The sequence below is a fragment of the Halomonas sp. 3A7M genome (genome assembly GCF_014897875.1).
GTDB lineage: Bacteria > Pseudomonadota > Gammaproteobacteria > Pseudomonadales > Halomonadaceae > Vreelandella.
Map to the genome: position 1 here is coordinate 194043 of NZ_JABUZD010000162.1, position 16940 is coordinate 210982.

The following is a 16940-nucleotide window of genomic DNA, read 5'->3' on the forward strand; positions in this document are numbered from 1 at the left end:
TCAGCCGCTGCGGCTTGCAGTTTCAGCTGTTCCGCTTCGGCTTGAGGATTAACGGCCTGTTTACGCGTGCGGTTGCGCGGATTGTTACGCGTGCGTTTCGGCTTGCCGTCATCCTGTTTGTCGTCCGTTTGTGATGCGGGCTCACGGGCAGCTTCGTTTTTCGGTTTGGCATCACGTGGTTTATCGCGACGATTTTCTGGTTGAGCAGTAGGTTTAGCCGCCTCATCTTTAGATGACTCTTTAGTCGCTAGGTTTGTCTGCTGCTCTTTTTGACGACTGCTCTTTTGATCATTGTCCTGGAGCTTGGCCTCATCTTGCTGAGGGTGGCGTCGACGGTTGCGAGTACGACTAGGACCGCTACGTTTATCGTTAGCGTCGTCGTTATTATCAGCGTTGCGCGGTTGGCTAGGCTGCTGGTTACTCGGCTGTTGATTGCTCGATTGCTGCTGACTGCGCTGCTCGTTTCTGCTGGCGCTTTCGCCACGTTCACGGGCAGGCTTTGGCTTGCTTTCGCTGCGCTGTGAGCGATTTTTGCTCGTTCTCTCAGGCTGCTTGCGGGCAACAGGAGCTTCCGGTTCGGGCTGGCTCGTGCTGGTATCTTCACCGCCTAGCAGTTTGGCAAAGCCTCTGATAAAGCGGCCAATCACACTGGGTTGCTCTTCAGTGACGGTGGGAGTCGCTGTAACGGCTTTATCTGCTTTGGCAGCTCTCTCTGCCTTTTCTTCAGTCTGAAGAGAGGCGGGCGCGGGTGCATTATGTACAACGCTTTTAACCGCTGCTTCAGCGCGCATGGCGGGCGGAGTGAAGCTAGGATCGGGTTCTTTGCCTACTTCAGTATCAGTCGAAAGCTCGAAGCTGGATAACGTCAGGCTTTCATCATCGTCTAGGTGGTCATCACGCAGTCGCTGAACGTCGTAATGCGGCGTATCCATCTCGGGATTCGGCAGGAGAACTACGCGTACGCCTTGACGTGATTCGATGTCTGCCAGAACGCTGCGCTTTTCATTCAGCAAGTAGGTGGCGACAGGTACTGGAAGAATGGCGCGGATTTGTGCGCTGCGCTCTTTCATGGCTTCTTCTTCGATCAGGCGCATGATAGAGAGCGAAAGCGAGCGAACATCACGAATAGTGCCTTGGCCGTTACAGCGCGGACAAACAACGCCGCTGGTTTCGCCTAGCGAGGGGCGCAGCCGCTGGCGTGACATTTCCATCAAGCCAAAGCGAGAAATCCGACCAATCTGAACGCGTGCACGATCCAGCTTCAGGGCATCGCGCATGCGGTTTTCAACCTCACGCTGATTGCGCGCAGGGCCCATATCGATAAAGTCGATAACCACGAGACCACCGATATCACGCAGGCGCAACTGTCGCGCAATCTCATCGGCTGCTTCAGAGTTGGTTTGCAGCGCGGTTTCTTCAATATCGCTGCCGCGTGTGGCCCGGGCAGAGTTGATATCAATCGAGACTAGCGCTTCGGTATGATCGATAACAATAGAGCCACCAGAGGGAAGCTTTACTTCGCGCTGGTAAGCAGTTTCGATCTGCGACTCAATTTGGAAGCGCGAGAAAAGAGGGACTTCATCGGCGTAAAGTTTAATTTTCTGCTGATAAGAGGGCATTACCTGACGAATAAAGCCCAGCGCTTCTGCATGAATCTCGGGGCTGTCAATTAACACCTCGCCAATGTCTTGGCGCAGGTAATCGCGCATGGCGCGGATAATGACATTAGATTCGCGGTAAATCAGGAATGGGGCTGAGCGCTTGCCAGCTTCAGTGGTAATGGACTCCCACACTTGGACAAGGTAATCCAAGTCCCACTGCAGCTCTTCTGGGCTACGGCCGATACCGGCGGTGCGAACGATCAGGCCCATTTTGTCTGGCACTGTCAGTTGGCCCATGGCATCTTTCAGCTGGCTGCGGTCATCACCTTCAATGCGGCGTGAAATACCACCTGCACGGGGATTGTTCGGCATCAGAACAAGAAAGCGGCCCGCTAAGCTAATAAAGGTAGTCAGTGCTGCCCCTTTATTGCCACGCTCTTCTTTATCAACTTGGACGATGACTTCCTGGCCCTCTTTCAGCACCTCTTTGATGCTAGGGCGACCAGACACATCTTTGATAAAATATTCGCGGGAAATTTCTTTTAGTGGCAGGAAACCATGGCGTTCGGCGCCAAAATCAACAAAAGCGGCTTCAAGGGAAGGTTCTACCCGGGTGATTTTGCCCCGGTAAATATTGGCTTTCTTCTGTTCTCGAGCGCCAGATTCGATGTCTAAATCGTAAAGGCGTTGCCCGTCTACCAGCGCAACCCGCAGCTCTTCTGGCTGGGTTGCGTTAATCAGCATCCGTTTCATATTGTCTCACATAGCATTGCGAGCCGACGAGCCGTCTAGGCGTGGCGTAGACGAATCGCTGGGTGCTGCGTGCTTGTGCTCGGCGCATTGCTATGCTGACGCATTAAGCCGGGAAGGCAATCATGCCGACCCGGCCGAAAGGGCGTTGAGTACGTGGCGGAGGCAGAACATGTTTCGGTGGCTGTCACGTCCATCCGGCTCTGCTGACACCGCCAACACCTGGCATTCATCGATTCGTCAACGCCGGTCATCGGCACAGCGTTGAACTTGGCGCCCCAAGTCAAGCAGCACCTTGTGACGAACAGGATAGGCTGCTTGGGGCGTGACGTTTGTTAATTCAATTGCCTGCCATTGCGGGCGAAGCAAAAGTGTCTCTGCCGTCAAAAAGCATGCGACAGAGTAACTGTATATCCAGTACGTAAGGCGTGTGGGTAATGCGTACACTACGCCATTTTGCCTGTGCTCTGGCCTGCGTGTTTGTCGGGCAGGCGCTTGGCAAGCGTGGTAGTACTCCCGTTACGACGTGTCTGTTTACGGGTAAGCCACACTTGGCCGCTGAACGTTTTGGAATATAACAGTAAAGACAACTACCAGCAATTGACGCAATGCGCATTGGTCTACGCTAGAATGCCGTTTTTAGCCTGTCGCTATTAGATCACACCAGGAGTGAGCGTTAATGTCCGAAGGGCGGGAAGTACAGTGGGTGGATATCGCCCCGGAACAAGCAGGTCAGCGAATCGATAATTTTCTGATGACGCGTTTAAAAGGTGCTCCTCGTGCATTGATTTATCGCATTGTGCGGAAAGGCGAAGTAAGGGTTAATAAAAAGCGCGTCAAAGTAGATTATCGACTTCAAGCGGGTGATCTAGTGCGTGTGCCGCCGCTGCGATTAGCACCGAGAGAAGCGGTTAAAGAGGTGAGTGACAACTTACGTGATTTATTAATTGGTAGCGTCATTATGGAAGGACCCGATTGGATGGTGATTAACAAACCATCCGGATTGGCCGTCCATGGCGGAAGTGGCGTCAAAATTGGTCTCATTGAAGCGCTTCGGCAAGTGCGCGATGACCTTACTTTTTTAGAGCTTGTCCACCGATTGGATCGTGATACATCGGGCTGCCTACTGTTGGCAAAATCTCGTGATGCGCTCGTCACACTTAACGAATCGCTGAAAAAGCATGCAATGGACAAGCGCTACTTAGCGTTAGTGGCTGGTCGTTGGCCTGCTCGGAAGAGCTATGTGAGTGCTCGCTTAGATCGCTTTGATGCGGGTAACGGTGAAAGGCGAGTGCGGGTAGATCCAAATGGCAAGGTTTCACGGACTCACTTTTCGGTAGTAGAAACCTTTGAAAAGGTCACGCTGGTAGAGGCGGAGCCTGTGACAGGCCGCACCCACCAGATTCGTGTCCATGCGGCTCATGCTGGGCACGCCTTATTGGGCGACGATAAATACGGTACCCGCGAAAGTAATCATATGGCGCAGCGCCTTGGCTTGGGGCGTCTATTTCTTCATGCCCGTGCATTAACGTTTCCTGAGCCTGGCAATGGTCGACCCGTTACGGTGAAAGCGCCGCTGCCTGAGGCATTGGAAGAAACGTTAAAACGCGCTCGTAAATAAGGAAGCGACATGCGCTATGAGCTAATTATCTTTGATTGGGATGGCACATTGATGAACTCCGTGCCGAAAATTGTTGCCTGCATGCAGGCAGCTGCTTCTGATGCCGAGTGGAATGAGTTAGACGTCAGTGCTATCGAGAATATTATTGGCTTGGGCCTGCCTGAGGCGATAGCGACGTTATGTCCTGGTATTGAAGCGGTTCAGGCCGAGCGCTTGCGTCAACGCTATGCCTACCATTTCGTTCATGGTGATTCGACGCCCATGCCTTTTTTTGAAGGCGTTAAAGAGCAAGTTGCCCGGCTGCGTGAACGTCCTTATCAGCGTTTAGCGGTGGCGACGGGGAAGAGCCGTCGTGGTCTAGATCGGGTTTTTGCCGAAACAGAGTCAGGTGGTTGGTTTAATGCTAGCCGAACAGCAGATGAAACGCGCTCTAAGCCTCATCCGCAGATGCTGCTTGAACTGCTCGAAGAGCTAAAAGTGCCTGTTGAGCGCGCTGTGATGGTGGGTGATACCGAGTATGACCTTGAAATGGCAAGGTCTATTAATATGGATCGTGTGGGTGTTACTTACGGTGTGCATACTCCCGCTCGGTTAGCGGCTAGTCAGCCTGTATGGCTGGCGGATGATGTAGATAGCCTGTTCGACTGGCTTCACGGTTAGCGGCGTTAGCAACCCCTGTGGGTAGTGGTTGTACGATCAAGCGAACACTAGGAATCGTATATGAGTGATGAGCAGCAGCGCGATGGAAGTGGTGATGGTAGAGGCGCTCAGGCGGGTGATGACTTTCCTGGCCAGGAGAGTGGTGACCGTTGGACCGATGGGCCGGAGGTTGTCCAGCAGGCTAAAAAGCAACCGCTCCCGGGAGCGGAGAGTGATGATGCCGAAACACTGCGCGAGCGCCAGCGGTTAGCGCAGTTGGAAATGATGGACCGCTGGGTTGGCGGTGTTTTAAAGGAACAGCGCAGAACCCGGCGCTGGAAGCTGTTCTTTCGTTTGATGTTGCTAGCGATTGTATTGATATCGTTAACAGCAATGCTATACCGCGTGTTTCTCGCTGAGCCAACGGCCTCATTGCCCACCGAGAGCCACGTAGCACTGGTGGAAGTACATGGTGTGATTGCCAGTGATGCACCAGCAAATGCTGAACGCATCATTAAAGGGTTGAATCGTGCATGGTCATCAGAGAGCGCTGCTGCTGTTGTGTTGCACATTGATAGTCCTGGTGGAAGCCCTGTGCAATCGCAGCGTATTTACGACGAAATGATGCGGCTGCGTGATCAGGGCGACAAGCCCATTATTGCCGTAATAGAGGATATTGGTGCGAGCGGCGCTTACTACGTTGCTTCTGCTGCCGATAGCATCGTGGCGTCCCGTGCAAGCTTGGTTGGCTCTATTGGTGTTATCTATGCTGGCTTTGGCTTCCAGGAAGCGATCAACCAGATTGGCGTAGAGCGTCGCGTAATGACTGCCGGTGAAAACAAAGCTTTTTTGGATCCTTTTCAGCCGCTTGATGAAGAGGCTGCTGATTTCTGGCAGGGCGTTCTGACTCAAACCCATGAGCAGTTTATAGACGATGTGAAGGCAGGGCGTGGTGATCGTTTGAGCAACAGCCCTGAAATTTTCTCAGGGCTTATCTGGAGCGGTGAACAAGCGTTAGAGCTAGGTTTGATAGATGAGCTGGCCAGTCTTGAGCAAGTAGCTCGTGAGCAGGTAGGCGAGGCTGAATGGGAGAACTATACGCCCAGCTTAGACCCCTTCGAGCGTTTGACACGCCGCTTTACGCAAACAGCTGCCGAAGTGCTGGGGCTTCAGCATGCGCATGCTCCTTTGCGCTTTCAGGCTCAGTAACGACTAAGCGTCGCCGAGTGGGTTCATACCTGCTTGGCGAAGCATGTCGCATAGTGCGATGAGTGGGAGCCCTATGAGTGCGTTTGGGTCTCGGCCTTCGAGTTTTTCAAACAAGCTAATCCCCAGTCCTTCCATGCGGAAGCTGCCAGCGCTGTCTAAAGGTTGCTCAAGGGCAACATATCGTGCAATTTCTTGCTGGCTCAGTGAGCGAAAAACCACCTCAAGCGGCTCGATATGGACGTGATGCCGTTGGTGGCGGGTATCAACTAATGCTAAGCCCGTCAAAAAAGTCACTTTTTGGCCAGAAAAGCGCGCCAGATTCTCCCGAGCGCGCTCTTCTGTATGAGGTTTGCCGAGAATGTCACCCTCAAACAGAGCTATTTGATCAGAGCCAATGATGCAATGATTGGGGAAGCGCTCAGCAACGGCGTTGGCTTTGCTGAGTGCCAGGCGGTGCACTAAGGCGTTGGGCGTCTCATTAGGATAGGGCGTTTCGTCGATGTCTGGAGAGCAGCACTGATAGGGCAGTAATAGCTTGTCCAGTAGCGCTTGGCGGAAGCGAGAGCTTGATGCCAGGACAAGTGGCGCGTTATCGGTTTGAGGCACAGTGTTCTCCTTAATAGGTCTGGTTGAGCATTAATCGGCGTTCAAAGGAGTGTAACGAAACCTTGGTAGCCTGCCTATTTACGTGGTTTTGGGAGATAATCTCATAAGAATTGCACCGACAGCTTTGACAGCGGGGGGGCGAGTGCCTATCATTGCGCGCCTATGTTGACCTCACAAATCCCCAGCCGGGTTGAGCCTTATAAGCTTGCAGCCCGCCGCGAACGACTAGAAGGCATTGTGGCGCTGAACAAGCTGCCACGCCTAGCTGAAGAAGCAGGTGACCAAACCGGCGACTGTCATGTCGTACTCGAGTTTGGCGTTGATGCCCAAGGCCGTCGCGAAATTCGTGGCCATTTGCAAGCGACCCTGGCGTTGCCTTGTCGCCGTTGTCTAGTGCCGCTAAGCCAAGACGTTTCCAGTGATTTCTTATTAGGAATGATTGCAGACGAAGCTTTGGCTGCCGAGCTACCTGCTAGTCATGAGCCGGTGCTGGTGGAAAATGAACAGCTGGACTTGCTGACGGTAATAGAGGATGAACTTATCCTTAGCTTGCCGCAGGTGGTCTATCACGATGAGACCGAATGCCATGTCTCGGCGGAGCAGCTGGTCAGCAAGACCGAAGGCACGGCGGAAGACTCCGCTCCGGCCAAGAACCCTTTCGCAGTGCTTAATGCTTTGAAAAGCAGTGGCGCTTTGAAAGGCAAAAAGTAAGCATCACTTACCTTAATTACCTTGGAGTAAACACCCATGGCAGTTCAACAGAACCGTAAAACTCGTTCCAAGCGCGGTATGCGTCGTAGCCACGATGCGCTGAGCGCACCGACTCTGTCTCAGGACAAGGAAACCGGTACTACTCACCTGCGTCACCACGTTTCTCCCGACGGTTTCTACCGCGGTCGTAAAGTGGTCGAAGTTTAAGCCTTAGCGCTTTTATGAGCGGCAAAACAGGGTGGGTGCTGTGTGCGCCTAGCGATTGATGTAATGGGGGGTGACCAAGGCCCCCGTGCCATTATCGAAGGCTCCGCAAGGGCGGTTGTTGAACGCCCCGACCTAGCATTAACTCTGTTTGGTCCGCGTCAGCAGATTGATGCTGAACTTTCGCGTTTGCCGCAGCCTTTGGCTGCGGCAACGTCACGTTTGGTGGCAGCCGATGCTCCAGAAAGTGTTTCTCAAGCGGCAACTGCTGCCTGGGCAATGCGCCGCGGAGATGCTACCAGCATGGCGTGTATGCTGCGCAGCCTGTCTTCAGGTGAAGCAGTTGCAGGCGTGAGTGCGGGAAATACCGGAGCCTTGGTCGCTTTGGCGAGGCGCGAGCTTGGTATGTTGCCTGGTATCTCCAGGCCTGCAATCAGTACCGCAATCCCCGCGCGTGGAGGGCGACGCTGTTATTTGCTTGATTTAGGGGCAAATGTAGATTCGCCCGCATCCCGGCTGTTTGATTTTGCCATGATGGGTGCCGCCATGGCTCAGTGTATGGATCGCATTAAGCGGCCTCGTGTTGCCTTGTTGAATGTGGGCTCTGAAGCCACGAAAGGAAGTGCGAATGTGCGCGAAGCGGATCGTTTGCTGCGTGAAAGTGCTAGCGATTTAAGCTTTGACTACCTTGGCTATGCTGAGGGTGGGGATATTTTTCAGGGCGATCTTGACGTCGTGGTTTGCGATGGCTTTGTTGGTAATGTCACGTTGAAAGCCAGTGAAGGCTTGACTCGTATGTTGGTGGAGCGTGTACAAATGGCGTTTGAATCACGCCTGAGTGGGCGTTTGGCAAGTATACTGGCCAGGCCTGTACTGAAGAGGCTTAAGCGGGAGCTAGATCCTGTGCGTTATAATGGGGCCAGTCTCTTGGGGTTGCAGGGTATTGTGGTGAAAAGCCACGGCAGCACCCAAGCGGATGGTTTTTATTATGCTATTCAGCGTGCATTGCAAGAAGTGGAGCATGATTTGCCTGTACGAATTGCAGCACGCTGGTCGCGTTCTTGAGCGCTATCAGCGCATTAGATAATAAAACGTTATATTTTTTTGCGGGCTATTGGTGGTAGTAGAGTGTGCCAAAAACTGTTTTAGCAACGGCGCCAATAGCACGCTTATCGCTCAACTGAGCAAATGCCTACAAGAGCAAAGGTGAACGACATGTCTCAACCCCTTGCCCTCATTTTTCCCGGGCAAGGCTCTCAGCAGCTTGGAATGTTGCGAGAGCTAGCCGAGCGCTACAGTGTGGTGGGAACTACATTTGAGGAAGCGTCAGACGCTCTGGGCTACGATTTGTGGAAAGTCGTCCAGGAAGGTCCAGAAGAAGCGTTGAATGCGACGGCATGCACTCAGCCGGCACTACTTGCCTCCAGCGTAGCTATCTGGCGTATCTGGCAAGAGTTGGAAGGGCCTCGCCCAAGTGTCATGGCCGGCCATAGTCTTGGTGAATATAGTGCTATGGTTTGCGCTGGAGTGATGGGGTTCGCTGAAGGCGTGCGCCTTGTTCGCCTGCGTGGTGAAGCCATGCAGGAAGCTGTCCCTGCAGGAGAAGGGGGCATGGCAGCGATCCTTGGGCTTGACGATAGCGCAGTTGAAGCGGCCTGTGCCCAAGCGGCTGAAGGAGAAGTGGTGTCTGCCGTTAATTACAACTCGCCTGGGCAGGTTGTTATCGCAGGTGGCAAAAATGCCGTGGAGCGTGCTATCGCAGCCTGTCAGGAAGCGGGCGCCAAGCGAGCGCTTTCACTGCCGGTGTCAGTACCCTCCCATTGTGCGTTAATGCGGCCAGCTGCTGAGCGACTCTCCGAAGCTATGCAAAAAATTGAGCTGCGTGCCCCTCGTTATGCGGTTATTCAAAACGTCGATGCGCAAGCTCATGCCGATATTGAGACATTGCGTACGCGCCTAATCGAACAGTTGTATCAGCCCGTTCGTTGGTCATCTTGCGTTGAAGCGATGGTCGAGCAAGGTGCTAATGTGTTCATTGAATGTGGGCCTGGTAAAGTGCTTACCGGATTGAATAAGCGCATTGTGCGTAGTGCCAAAGGGTTGGCGGTAAATGATCCTGATAGCCTGGATTCAGCCCTTGAGTTAGCACGTGAGGCGTCGGCGGGTGGTGCGTGAAAAATGGTGCGTGTTAAGTCGCTATTTTCCGCTACCCTTGCTTAGTTAGGTTGAAGGAAGAACGTTATGACTCAAGAACGAAGAGTTGCACTGGTCACTGGTGCTAGCCGAGGTATTGGGCGGGCCATTGCTCATGAGCTTGGGCGCCAAGGACGTATTGTGGTGGGAACTGCCACTAGCGAATCTGGCGCTGAAAAAATTGATGCTGATCTAAAAGAGCATGGTATTGAAGGTGCCGGTATGTGCCTTAATGTTACTGATCAGCAGAGTATTGATCAGGTGCTCAAAACAATTGGCGAACGTTTTGGTGCGCCCACGATTTTGGTCAATAATGCCGGCATTACCCGTGACAATTTGTTAATGCGCATGAAAGAGGATGAGTGGGACTCCGTGATGGATACCAATCTCAAATCTGTTTATCGCGTTAGCAAGGCGTGTCTGCGTGGTATGACAAAGGCACGCTTTGGGCGTATCGTGTCGATAAGTTCTGTAGTGGCAACGATGGGTAACCTAGGCCAAACTAACTACGCCGCCGCCAAAGCGGGAATGGAAGGCTTTAGCCGTGCTTTAGCGCGTGAAGTCGCGTCCCGTGCAATTACGGTTAATGCGGTTGCGCCTGGGTTTATTGCAACGGATATGACCGAAGCGTTGCCTGAAGCGCAGCATGAAATGCTGCTTAAGCAAATTCCTCTTTCGCGTTTAGGCGGGCCTGAGGAAATTGCCGCTGCCGTTGGATTTTTGACAAGTGATGCTGCAGGTTATATCACTGGCGAAACGCTACACGTGAACGGCGGCATGAATATGCGTTGATGGCCTTGGGTTTGGCGGTTGCGTCAGCTTAAGGGCGTCTATAAACTACCCCGCAGCTTTTGGCTTGCGGTTTCCAAATGGCTGGTTATCAAAAACGGCTAATGTGAACGACTGGAGTACGTTGATGAGTACTATTGAAGAGCGCGTTAAGAAAGTTGTGGCAGAGCGCCTGAACGTTAAAGAAGAAGATATCCAGAACAGCTCTTCTTTTACTGAAGATCTGGGTGCTGATTCTCTTGACACCGTTGAGCTGGTGATGGCGCTTGAAGAGGAATTTGATACTGAAATTCCTGACGAAGAAGCTGAAAAAATCACCACGGTTCAAGAAGCTATCGACTACGTAAACGCCCATCAGTAAGGGTTGAGTCGAAGCAGTGAACCAGGGTGGGGTGCTTACCCACCCGTATAAAAAGCCGTCCTGAGTAGGGGCGGCTTTTTTGCTTTGTTGTCACAATGAATATAACGTTCAATCTCCGTTATACTAGTCACCAAATCTCTGCAGCAAATGACCCAGATGGGTCGTGTCACCATGGATGCCTGGAGGAAAGCTAATGGCGCGAAGAAGGGTAGTGGTAACTGGGTTAGGCCTGGTGACCCCAGTGGGTAACAGTGTTAATGAGTCGTGGGCAAATATTGTCGCCGGCAAAAGTGGCATAGCACCGATTGAGCACTTTGATACAAGTGGCTTCAACACGCGTTTTGGAGGGTCGGTTAAAAATTTCGATATTAGCCCCTATCTGAATCCTAAAGACGCACGCAAGATGGATTTGTTTATCCAGTACGGCATGGCGGCGGGAGCCCAGGCCGTTCAGGACTCGGGGCTTGAATGTACCGAAGAGAATGCTGAGCGCATTGGGGTGGCTATCGGTTCAGGCATTGGTGGTTTGCCGATGATTGAACATAACCATAATGCGCTGAATAAAGGTGGCGCACGCCGCGTCTCGCCGTTTTTTGTGCCAGGTTCAATCATTAATATGATTTCTGGCAACATGGCGATTCAGCACGGCTTCAAAGGCCCGAATATCGCGATCACTACAGCGTGTACAACGGGTACCCATAATATTGGCTACAGTGCTCGCACGATTGCATACGGCGATGCTGATGTGATGATCTGTGGCGGTGCGGAAATGGCCACTACCCCACTAGGATTGGGCGGGTTTTCGGCCGCGCGAGCGCTCTCTACCCGCAATGAAGACCCTCAGGCGGCGAGTCGCCCATGGGATACTGATCGTGACGGTTTCGTGCTGTCAGACGGTGCGGGTGTGCTTGTCTTGGAAGAGTACGAGCACGCTAAAGCGCGTGGTGCCAATATCTACGCAGAGCTTGCAGGCTTTGGTATGAGTGATGATGCCTACCATATGACGGCGCCGCCGGAAGATGGACGTGGTGCTGCACTCTCCATGAGCAATGCCATTAAAGATGCGCGTATTGATCCAACGGATGTGCACTATATTAACGCGCATGGCACGTCTACCGCAGCGGGTGACTTAGCAGAAAGTCGGGCGATTGAAAAAGTGCTTGGTAGCGCAGCTCAGCAGGTTGCCGTGAGCTCTACCAAATCAATGATTGGCCACCTATTAGGTGCTGCAGGAGCGGTTGAAGCGGTATTTAGTATTCTGGCTATTCGCGACCAGATTGCGCCGCCGACCATTAACCTGGATAACCCGCAGGAAGGCTGCAATCTTGATTACGTACCACACGCCGCGCGGAAGATGCCCATTGAAATAGCGCTCTCAAACTCGTTCGGGTTCGGTGGTACCAACGGCTCACTGCTGTTTAAAAAGGTATAGCACGCAATGCCAATGCCCCAGGTGCCGTTTGACGACCGAGGGCTTGCGTATGGTGACGGAGTATTTGAAACAGTGCTGCTGCGCGCTGGTGTCCCTGTGCTATGGGATTATCATTACGCGCGCTTACGGCTGGGCTGTCAGCGTTTGAATATTCCGTTGCCCTCCATGGAGCAGTTGGTCGCCACCTGGCAATCTCCGTCTAACGCCGAGCTTGAAATACTCAAACTAATCCTAACCCGAGGAAGTGGTGGGAGAGGGTATGCAACGCCGGATAGCTCTCAACCTCGCTTGCTTAGCCGTAGAATGCCTTTTGTGGTAAATGCTGACCGTTGGCATGAGGGAGTTAACGTACGGATTTGTCAGTTGCGTTTGGGGCATCAGCCGCTTTTAGCAGGCATTAAACACCTTAATCGATTGGAAAATGTGCTAGCGCGCCAGGAGTGGAATGATCCCGACATCGCCGAGGGGTTGCTTGGAGATGCTGATGGCTGGCTGGTAGAAGCCACCAGTATGAATGTCTTTTGGCAGCAAGCGGGAGTGCTCTTCACACCGCCATTATCGCAGTGCGGCGTGGCGGGTACGCTGCGAGCGGCATTATTGGATCATGGAGCAGTACAGGAAGCCCCTATTGCGCTGAACGCTATCCATGACGTTGAGCGTCTTTGGGTAGCTAACTCGGTACAAGGTGTATGGCCAGTGAATAAGCTGTTAAGTGAAACAGGTGTAGTCCTGAAGTCCTGGCCGCTGACAGGCCAAGATAGGTTGCAAACAATAGGCCATGACTTACTTGGCTATTCGCCGACATCCCGTTAGGCAGAATTTTATCAACAATATTGAGGTGTCATGGTGAAACGGTTTTTAGCTGCCGTAGGTGTCGTGGTCGTGGTTGGATTCGCAGCCGTTGTGGGCGGCTATGCTTACTGGCAGCAGCGCTTATCGGCACCGGTCACACTTGAGGAGCCAGCGCTTTACCAGGTTCCTGCGGGGGCTGGGTTCAATCAGGTCGTTCGAGATCTGGAAAGCCAGGGCTTTATTGAAGATGCTTGGGCATTTCAATTATTGGCGCGTGTTGAGCCTGAGCGTGTACCACGCTTGCGGGTGGGGGAGTATCAGCTAACCCCAGGCATGAGCGGTCTTGAACTGATTGCTCTCTTGGGCAGCAATAACGTTGTCACTTATCCGTTAACGATTCCCGAAGGCTGGACATTCCGCCAGATGCGCGAGCTATTGGACAGTGCGCCAAAACTTGAGAATCGGACGGCAGAGTTAAGTGACGACGAAATTATGTCGTTGCTGGATCGAGAGGGTACTTTTCCTGAAGGCTGGTTTTTCCCTGATACCTACCGCTACCACCTGGGTATGAGTGACGTTGATATTCTACGTCAGTCGCTTTCCCGCATGGAGCAGATTCTAGCAGAAGTCTGGGACGGGCGTGATGATGACCTGACCATCGATACACCTTACGAAGCGCTCATTATGGCATCGCTCATTGAGCGTGAAACAGGCGCGCCGGAAGAGCGTCGGGAGATCGCAGGTGTCTTCAAGCGTCGTATGGAACAGGGAATGCGTTTGCAAACAGATCCCACCGTCATTTATGGCATGGGCGAACGCTATGAAGGGAGGATCACGCGTGCAGATTTACGTGAGGCGACCCCCTATAACACCTATGTGATTGACGGCATGCCACCAACGCCGATTGCCTTACCCGGGCGCGCCTCCCTTGAAGCGGCTGTGAATCCGCTGCCTGGAGAAACGCTTTACTTCGTCTCGCGCGGTGACGGTACCCATCATTTTTCACGTACGTTACGTGAGCACAATAATGCGGTTAATCGCTATATTCGCAATCGCTAATTAGGTTAAGTCATTGTTTAAGTGCGATGTGTTTTTTTCGAATTTACTGAGTAAGGGGCTTCAATGAGCAAGCGCGGACGCTTCATCACCCTTGAGGGTGGTGAGGGAGTCGGAAAATCTACTAACGTGGCGTTTGTAGAGACATGGCTACAAGAGCGCGGGATAGAGGTTGTGCGAACCCGTGAGCCTGGGGGGACGCCGCGCGCTGAAGCGATTCGAGGATTGCTGCTTGATCCCTCTTTCGATGAGCCCTTGCACAGCGATGCCGAATTACTATTAATGTTTGCCGCGCGAGCCCAGCATCTAGCGCAAAAAATAGTGCCAGCCCTTGAGCGCGGTGCCTGGGTGATCTGTGATCGTTTTACCGACGCTACCTTTGCTTACCAGGGCGGTGGCCGCGGTATTGAGACAGATCGGATTGCTCAACTGGAACAGTTTGTGCAAAAAGGCCTCTCCCCAGATCTAACCCTGCTACTAGATATGTCACCCGATGCTGCGAAAGAGCGTCTTGAAGGGCGTTTAAGAGACCAGCAAACGCAGCGTGATCGCTTTGAACAAGAGCAAATAACCTTTTTCGAAGCAGTGCGGCGGGCTTACTTAGCGCGCGCCGCTGCCGCCCCCCAGCGCTTCGCAATTGTTGATGCGGGGCAAGCGCTTGATCAAGTGCAAGCGTCTCTAGCTCAAGCGCTAGAAGAGCGAGTGGCTATATGGCAATAACGGGAGTGCTGCCTTGGCATCAGTCTACGTGGCAGCAGTTGATTCGCCTTTCCAATGAAGGACGACTGCCGCATGCGCTATTAATCAGCGGTGCTCACGGAGTTGGCAAGCAGCAGTTGGCGGAAGCGTTGATCGCACGAACGTTATGCGCACAACCTGGCGAGCTAGCCTGCGGTCATTGTCATAGCTGTGCCATGCTGGCTTCAGGCTACCACCCCGACTTGATGCGCATTTCTCCAGAAGAGGGTAAGCGCCAGATTCGCATTGATCCCATACGTGATGTAAACCGCTTTGTTTCGCAAACCGCGCAGCAGGGGGGTTATCGTGTGATCGTGATCTCCCCCGCGGAAGCAATGAATATTGCAGCGGCAAACGCACTGCTCAAAAGCCTTGAAGAGCCCGGCGATAAAACGCTATTTATTCTGCTGTCTGACGTGCCTTCGCGAACGCTACCCACGATTCGCTCCCGCTGTCAGCAGTGGCCATTAGCCAGTGTTCCCTTTGAGGATTGCCAAGGCTGGTTGACTGAAAAACTTGGCAGCGACGAAGCACATTTTTGGTGGCGAGTGTCGGGTGGCTTGCCGCTGCTTGCAGTGGAGTTGGCAACGCCTGAGGAGCGCGCACTTCGCCATCAAATACATGACAGTTTCGAGCAGTTAGTGCGTGGTGCTGAGCCTGTTTCAGAGGCTGCTAGGCTTGATCGTCAGGCCATTGATGCCATCTTGTGGTACGGTATTGCTTGGCTTGAAGACTTGATCCGGCTGGGTTTGTCTGGCGAAACCTCGGTGCTGCATAACCCCGATTTAGAGCCGTTATACCGTCAAGCGATGAAAAATGGACGGGTGCAGGATTGGTTCCGATTACTGGATTATGCCCGAGAGCAGCGCCGTTTATTCGCAGTCGGCGCTAACCCAAACCCTCAGCTAGTGCTTGAAGCGTGGCTGGTGCGCTGGTCGGCGCTGTTACGCTCCTAACGTTGTTGCCATAGGGTTGTTGCCAAGGAGGCTGTTATGACGGTTCAAAAAGCGCTTTCTTTGACAATGCCGGATATACCGACGTTACTTTCCGCGTATATGCCTTTTCTAGATAGAGGCGGTATTTTTGTCCCGACTAAAGCGCTCTATCGACTTGGACAGCAGGTTTATCTATTGCTGACCCTGCCAGGAGAGAGTGAACGTCTTTCTATCTCCGGCCATGTTGTTTGGATTTCTCCTGAGGGCGTGAGTGGACAGCGAATGCCAGGTATTGGGGTACATTTCAGCCAGCAGGACTACTCAGTACGTGATCGCATTGAAACGTTGTTGGCTGGCCAATTAGATAAAGCACCTCCGTCCTTTACGCTTTGATAGCCGCGAGTTAGCACCGCAATAACACTGAACAAAGCCTGCCCTTCACCTGTTTACGAGAATTTAAGAGAGCTGCATGTTTGTTGATTCCCACTGCCATTTAGACCGTTTATCTGAGCTAACCCACGACGGTGATATTGCCGCAACGCTGGCGGCTGCTCGTGCTGCTAATGTGAGCCAGTTCTTAGCTGTTGCGGTGACGCTTGAGGAGATGCCGGGGTTGGCGGCAATCGCTCGTGAGCACCACGACGTGGTTATTTCGGCGGGACTGCATCCACTTCATCAGGCTCCGAAAGAGCCAAGCGTCAGCGATATTGTTGATGCTGCTGAGCAGTACGATGCCGTCGCCATCGGTGAAACAGGGCTGGATTATCACTATCAGGACAGCGTGCCCGTAGAGGTCCAGAGCGAGCGATTTAAGCGCCATTTAATTGCGGCCAATGAGCTAGAGCTGCCGGTAATTATTCATACCCGTGAAGCGAAAGAAGACACCTTAGCATTGCTGCGTGAGCACACTAATCCAGAGGTAGGTGGCGTATTGCACTGCTTTACTGAAGATTTAGACATGGCGCGTGAAGCTGTGCGGCTTGGGTTCTATATCTCGCTATCGGGTATTATTACCTTCCGCAATGCTGCGTCGCTTAGAGAGCTGGCCAGAAAACTGCCGCTTGACCGGCTGCTGATTGAAACCGATAGCCCTTATTTGGCGCCTGTTCCTTATCGTGGCAAGCCCAACGAACCCGCTTGGGTGGTTGAGGTGGCAGAGTGTATCGCTAAAGAACGAGGGATCAGCGTTGATGAAGTGGCGATGCAAACCACCGCCAATTTTTATCATCTGTTCCGCGCTGCCGTGCCCGATGCACCTGATAACGTAAAGCAAGCGTTGGCGCAGTCCGGTTTAGTGGTATAA

General features: G+C 52.9%; 19 protein-coding genes. 17 read left to right on the forward strand and 2 right to left on the reverse strand.

Features of this window, described 5'->3' with window-relative positions:
- A partial coding sequence (rne, locus tag INT19_RS14790) for a ribonuclease E (RefSeq protein WP_193061323.1) occupies positions 1-2354 on the reverse strand: 2354 nt, incomplete at its 3' end.
- A 434-nt stretch (positions 2355-2788) separates the two neighbouring features.
- Here rne and INT19_RS14795 point away from each other — a divergent pair.
- The 4 genes from INT19_RS14795 (at position 2789) to sppA (ending at position 5820) form a co-directional block, all read left to right on the forward strand.
- Positions 2789-2929: a hypothetical protein gene (locus INT19_RS14795; RefSeq protein WP_167457118.1), complete on the forward strand. Its 141-nt coding sequence runs from the start codon at positions 2789-2791 to the stop codon at positions 2927-2929.
- A 101-nt stretch (positions 2930-3030) separates the two neighbouring features.
- Entirely contained in the window at positions 3031-3972 is a 942-nt protein-coding gene (locus INT19_RS14800) for an RluA family pseudouridine synthase (protein ID WP_193061324.1), read from the forward strand.
- 9 nt (positions 3973-3981) lie between these two features.
- Positions 3982-4632, forward strand: a complete 651-nt coding sequence (locus INT19_RS14805) for an HAD family hydrolase (protein WP_193061325.1) — start codon at positions 3982-3984, stop codon at positions 4630-4632.
- Between the two features lie 60 nt (positions 4633-4692).
- Positions 4693-5820 carry a signal peptide peptidase SppA gene (gene sppA / locus INT19_RS14810; protein ID WP_193061326.1) on the forward strand — a complete coding sequence of 376 codons (1128 nt, stop codon included), beginning with the start codon at positions 4693-4695 and terminating at the stop codon, positions 5818-5820.
- Positions 5821-5823: 3 nt separating this feature from the next.
- Here sppA and INT19_RS14815 read toward each other — a convergent pair whose 3' ends face one another.
- The gene (locus INT19_RS14815) at positions 5824-6426 is read right to left on the reverse strand and encodes a Maf family protein (RefSeq protein WP_193061327.1); all 603 of its coding nucleotides are present in this window, start codon (positions 6424-6426) and stop codon (positions 5824-5826) included.
- A 162-nt stretch (positions 6427-6588) separates the two neighbouring features.
- Between INT19_RS14815 and INT19_RS14820 the strand changes: the two genes are divergently transcribed.
- The 13 genes from INT19_RS14820 to INT19_RS14880 all read left to right on the forward strand — a co-directional run bounded on the left by INT19_RS14820 (position 6589) and on the right by INT19_RS14880 (position 16940).
- Positions 6589-7137, forward strand: a complete 549-nt coding sequence (locus INT19_RS14820; protein ID WP_038485316.1) for a YceD family protein — start codon at positions 6589-6591, stop codon at positions 7135-7137.
- Between the two features lie 36 nt (positions 7138-7173).
- Entirely contained in the window at positions 7174-7344 is a 171-nt protein-coding gene (gene rpmF / locus INT19_RS14825; RefSeq protein ID WP_009099300.1) for a 50S ribosomal protein L32, read from the forward strand.
- Positions 7345-7386: 42 nt separating this feature from the next.
- A complete protein-coding gene (plsX, locus tag INT19_RS14830; protein ID WP_089037753.1) occupies positions 7387-8406 on the forward strand; it encodes a phosphate acyltransferase PlsX in 1020 nt (339 codons plus the stop codon).
- A gap of 150 nt (positions 8407-8556) precedes the next feature.
- The gene (gene fabD, locus INT19_RS14835) at positions 8557-9516 is read left to right on the forward strand and encodes an ACP S-malonyltransferase (RefSeq protein WP_095603137.1); all 960 of its coding nucleotides are present in this window, start codon (positions 8557-8559) and stop codon (positions 9514-9516) included.
- A gap of 66 nt (positions 9517-9582) precedes the next feature.
- A complete protein-coding gene (gene fabG / locus INT19_RS14840; protein WP_038485281.1) occupies positions 9583-10326 on the forward strand; it encodes a 3-oxoacyl-ACP reductase FabG in 744 nt (247 codons plus the stop codon).
- Positions 10327-10450: 124 nt separating this feature from the next.
- Entirely contained in the window at positions 10451-10684 is a 234-nt protein-coding gene (acpP, locus tag INT19_RS14845; protein ID WP_008956801.1) for an acyl carrier protein, read from the forward strand.
- A gap of 193 nt (positions 10685-10877) precedes the next feature.
- Positions 10878-12116 (forward strand): beta-ketoacyl-ACP synthase II, encoded by a 1239-nt coding sequence (gene fabF / locus INT19_RS14850; protein WP_193061328.1) that lies wholly within the window; start codon positions 10878-10880, stop codon positions 12114-12116.
- Positions 12117-12122: 6 nt separating this feature from the next.
- Positions 12123-12929: an aminodeoxychorismate lyase gene (pabC, locus tag INT19_RS14855; RefSeq protein WP_193061329.1), complete on the forward strand. Its 807-nt coding sequence runs from the start codon at positions 12123-12125 to the stop codon at positions 12927-12929.
- Between the two features lie 30 nt (positions 12930-12959).
- Positions 12960-13967, forward strand: coding sequence for an endolytic transglycosylase MltG (gene mltG, locus INT19_RS14860; protein WP_193061330.1), 1008 nt, complete (start codon positions 12960-12962; stop codon positions 13965-13967).
- A 63-nt stretch (positions 13968-14030) separates the two neighbouring features.
- A complete protein-coding gene (gene tmk / locus INT19_RS14865) occupies positions 14031-14684 on the forward strand; it encodes a dTMP kinase (RefSeq protein WP_193061331.1) in 654 nt (217 codons plus the stop codon).
- Positions 14675-15658 carry a DNA polymerase III subunit delta' gene (locus INT19_RS14870; protein ID WP_193061332.1) on the forward strand — a complete coding sequence of 328 codons (984 nt, stop codon included), beginning with the start codon at positions 14675-14677 and terminating at the stop codon, positions 15656-15658. The genes tmk and INT19_RS14870 overlap by 10 nt, the downstream gene beginning before the upstream one ends.
- A gap of 36 nt (positions 15659-15694) precedes the next feature.
- Positions 15695-16030, forward strand: coding sequence for a PilZ domain-containing protein (locus INT19_RS14875; protein ID WP_089037759.1), 336 nt, complete (start codon positions 15695-15697; stop codon positions 16028-16030).
- 76 nt (positions 16031-16106) lie between these two features.
- Entirely contained in the window at positions 16107-16940 is an 834-nt protein-coding gene (locus INT19_RS14880) for a TatD family hydrolase (protein ID WP_193061333.1), read from the forward strand.

Excerpts from the sequence above, each read along its gene's own strand:
- mltG (WP_193061330.1), top strand. The coding sequence starts at position 12,960 with ATGGTGAAACGGTTTTTAGCTGCCGTAGGTGTCGTGGTCGTGGTTGGA.
- INT19_RS14800 (WP_193061324.1), top strand. The coding sequence starts at position 3,031 with ATGTCCGAAGGGCGGGAAGTACAGTGGGTGGATATCGCCCCGGAACAA.
- INT19_RS14870 (WP_193061332.1), top strand. The coding sequence starts at position 14,675 with ATGGCAATAACGGGAGTGCTGCCTTGGCATCAGTCTACGTGGCAGCAG.
- sppA (WP_193061326.1), top strand. The coding sequence starts at position 4,693 with ATGAGTGATGAGCAGCAGCGCGATGGAAGTGGTGATGGTAGAGGCGCT.
- pabC (WP_193061329.1), top strand. The coding sequence starts at position 12,123 with ATGCCAATGCCCCAGGTGCCGTTTGACGACCGAGGGCTTGCGTATGGT.
- fabG (WP_038485281.1), top strand. The coding sequence starts at position 9,583 with ATGACTCAAGAACGAAGAGTTGCACTGGTCACTGGTGCTAGCCGAGGT.
- rpmF (WP_009099300.1), top strand. The coding sequence starts at position 7,174 with ATGGCAGTTCAACAGAACCGTAAAACTCGTTCCAAGCGCGGTATGCGT.
- INT19_RS14880 (WP_193061333.1), top strand. The coding sequence starts at position 16,107 with ATGTTTGTTGATTCCCACTGCCATTTAGACCGTTTATCTGAGCTAACC.
- INT19_RS14875 (WP_089037759.1), top strand. The coding sequence starts at position 15,695 with ATGACGGTTCAAAAAGCGCTTTCTTTGACAATGCCGGATATACCGACG.
- acpP (WP_008956801.1), top strand. The coding sequence starts at position 10,451 with ATGAGTACTATTGAAGAGCGCGTTAAGAAAGTTGTGGCAGAGCGCCTG.
- tmk (WP_193061331.1), top strand. The coding sequence starts at position 14,031 with ATGAGCAAGCGCGGACGCTTCATCACCCTTGAGGGTGGTGAGGGAGTC.
- fabD (WP_095603137.1), top strand. The coding sequence starts at position 8,557 with ATGTCTCAACCCCTTGCCCTCATTTTTCCCGGGCAAGGCTCTCAGCAG.
- fabF (WP_193061328.1), top strand. The coding sequence starts at position 10,878 with ATGGCGCGAAGAAGGGTAGTGGTAACTGGGTTAGGCCTGGTGACCCCA.
- INT19_RS14820 (WP_038485316.1), top strand. The coding sequence starts at position 6,589 with ATGTTGACCTCACAAATCCCCAGCCGGGTTGAGCCTTATAAGCTTGCA.
- INT19_RS14805 (WP_193061325.1), top strand. The coding sequence starts at position 3,982 with ATGCGCTATGAGCTAATTATCTTTGATTGGGATGGCACATTGATGAAC.
- INT19_RS14795 (WP_167457118.1), top strand. The coding sequence starts at position 2,789 with ATGCGTACACTACGCCATTTTGCCTGTGCTCTGGCCTGCGTGTTTGTC.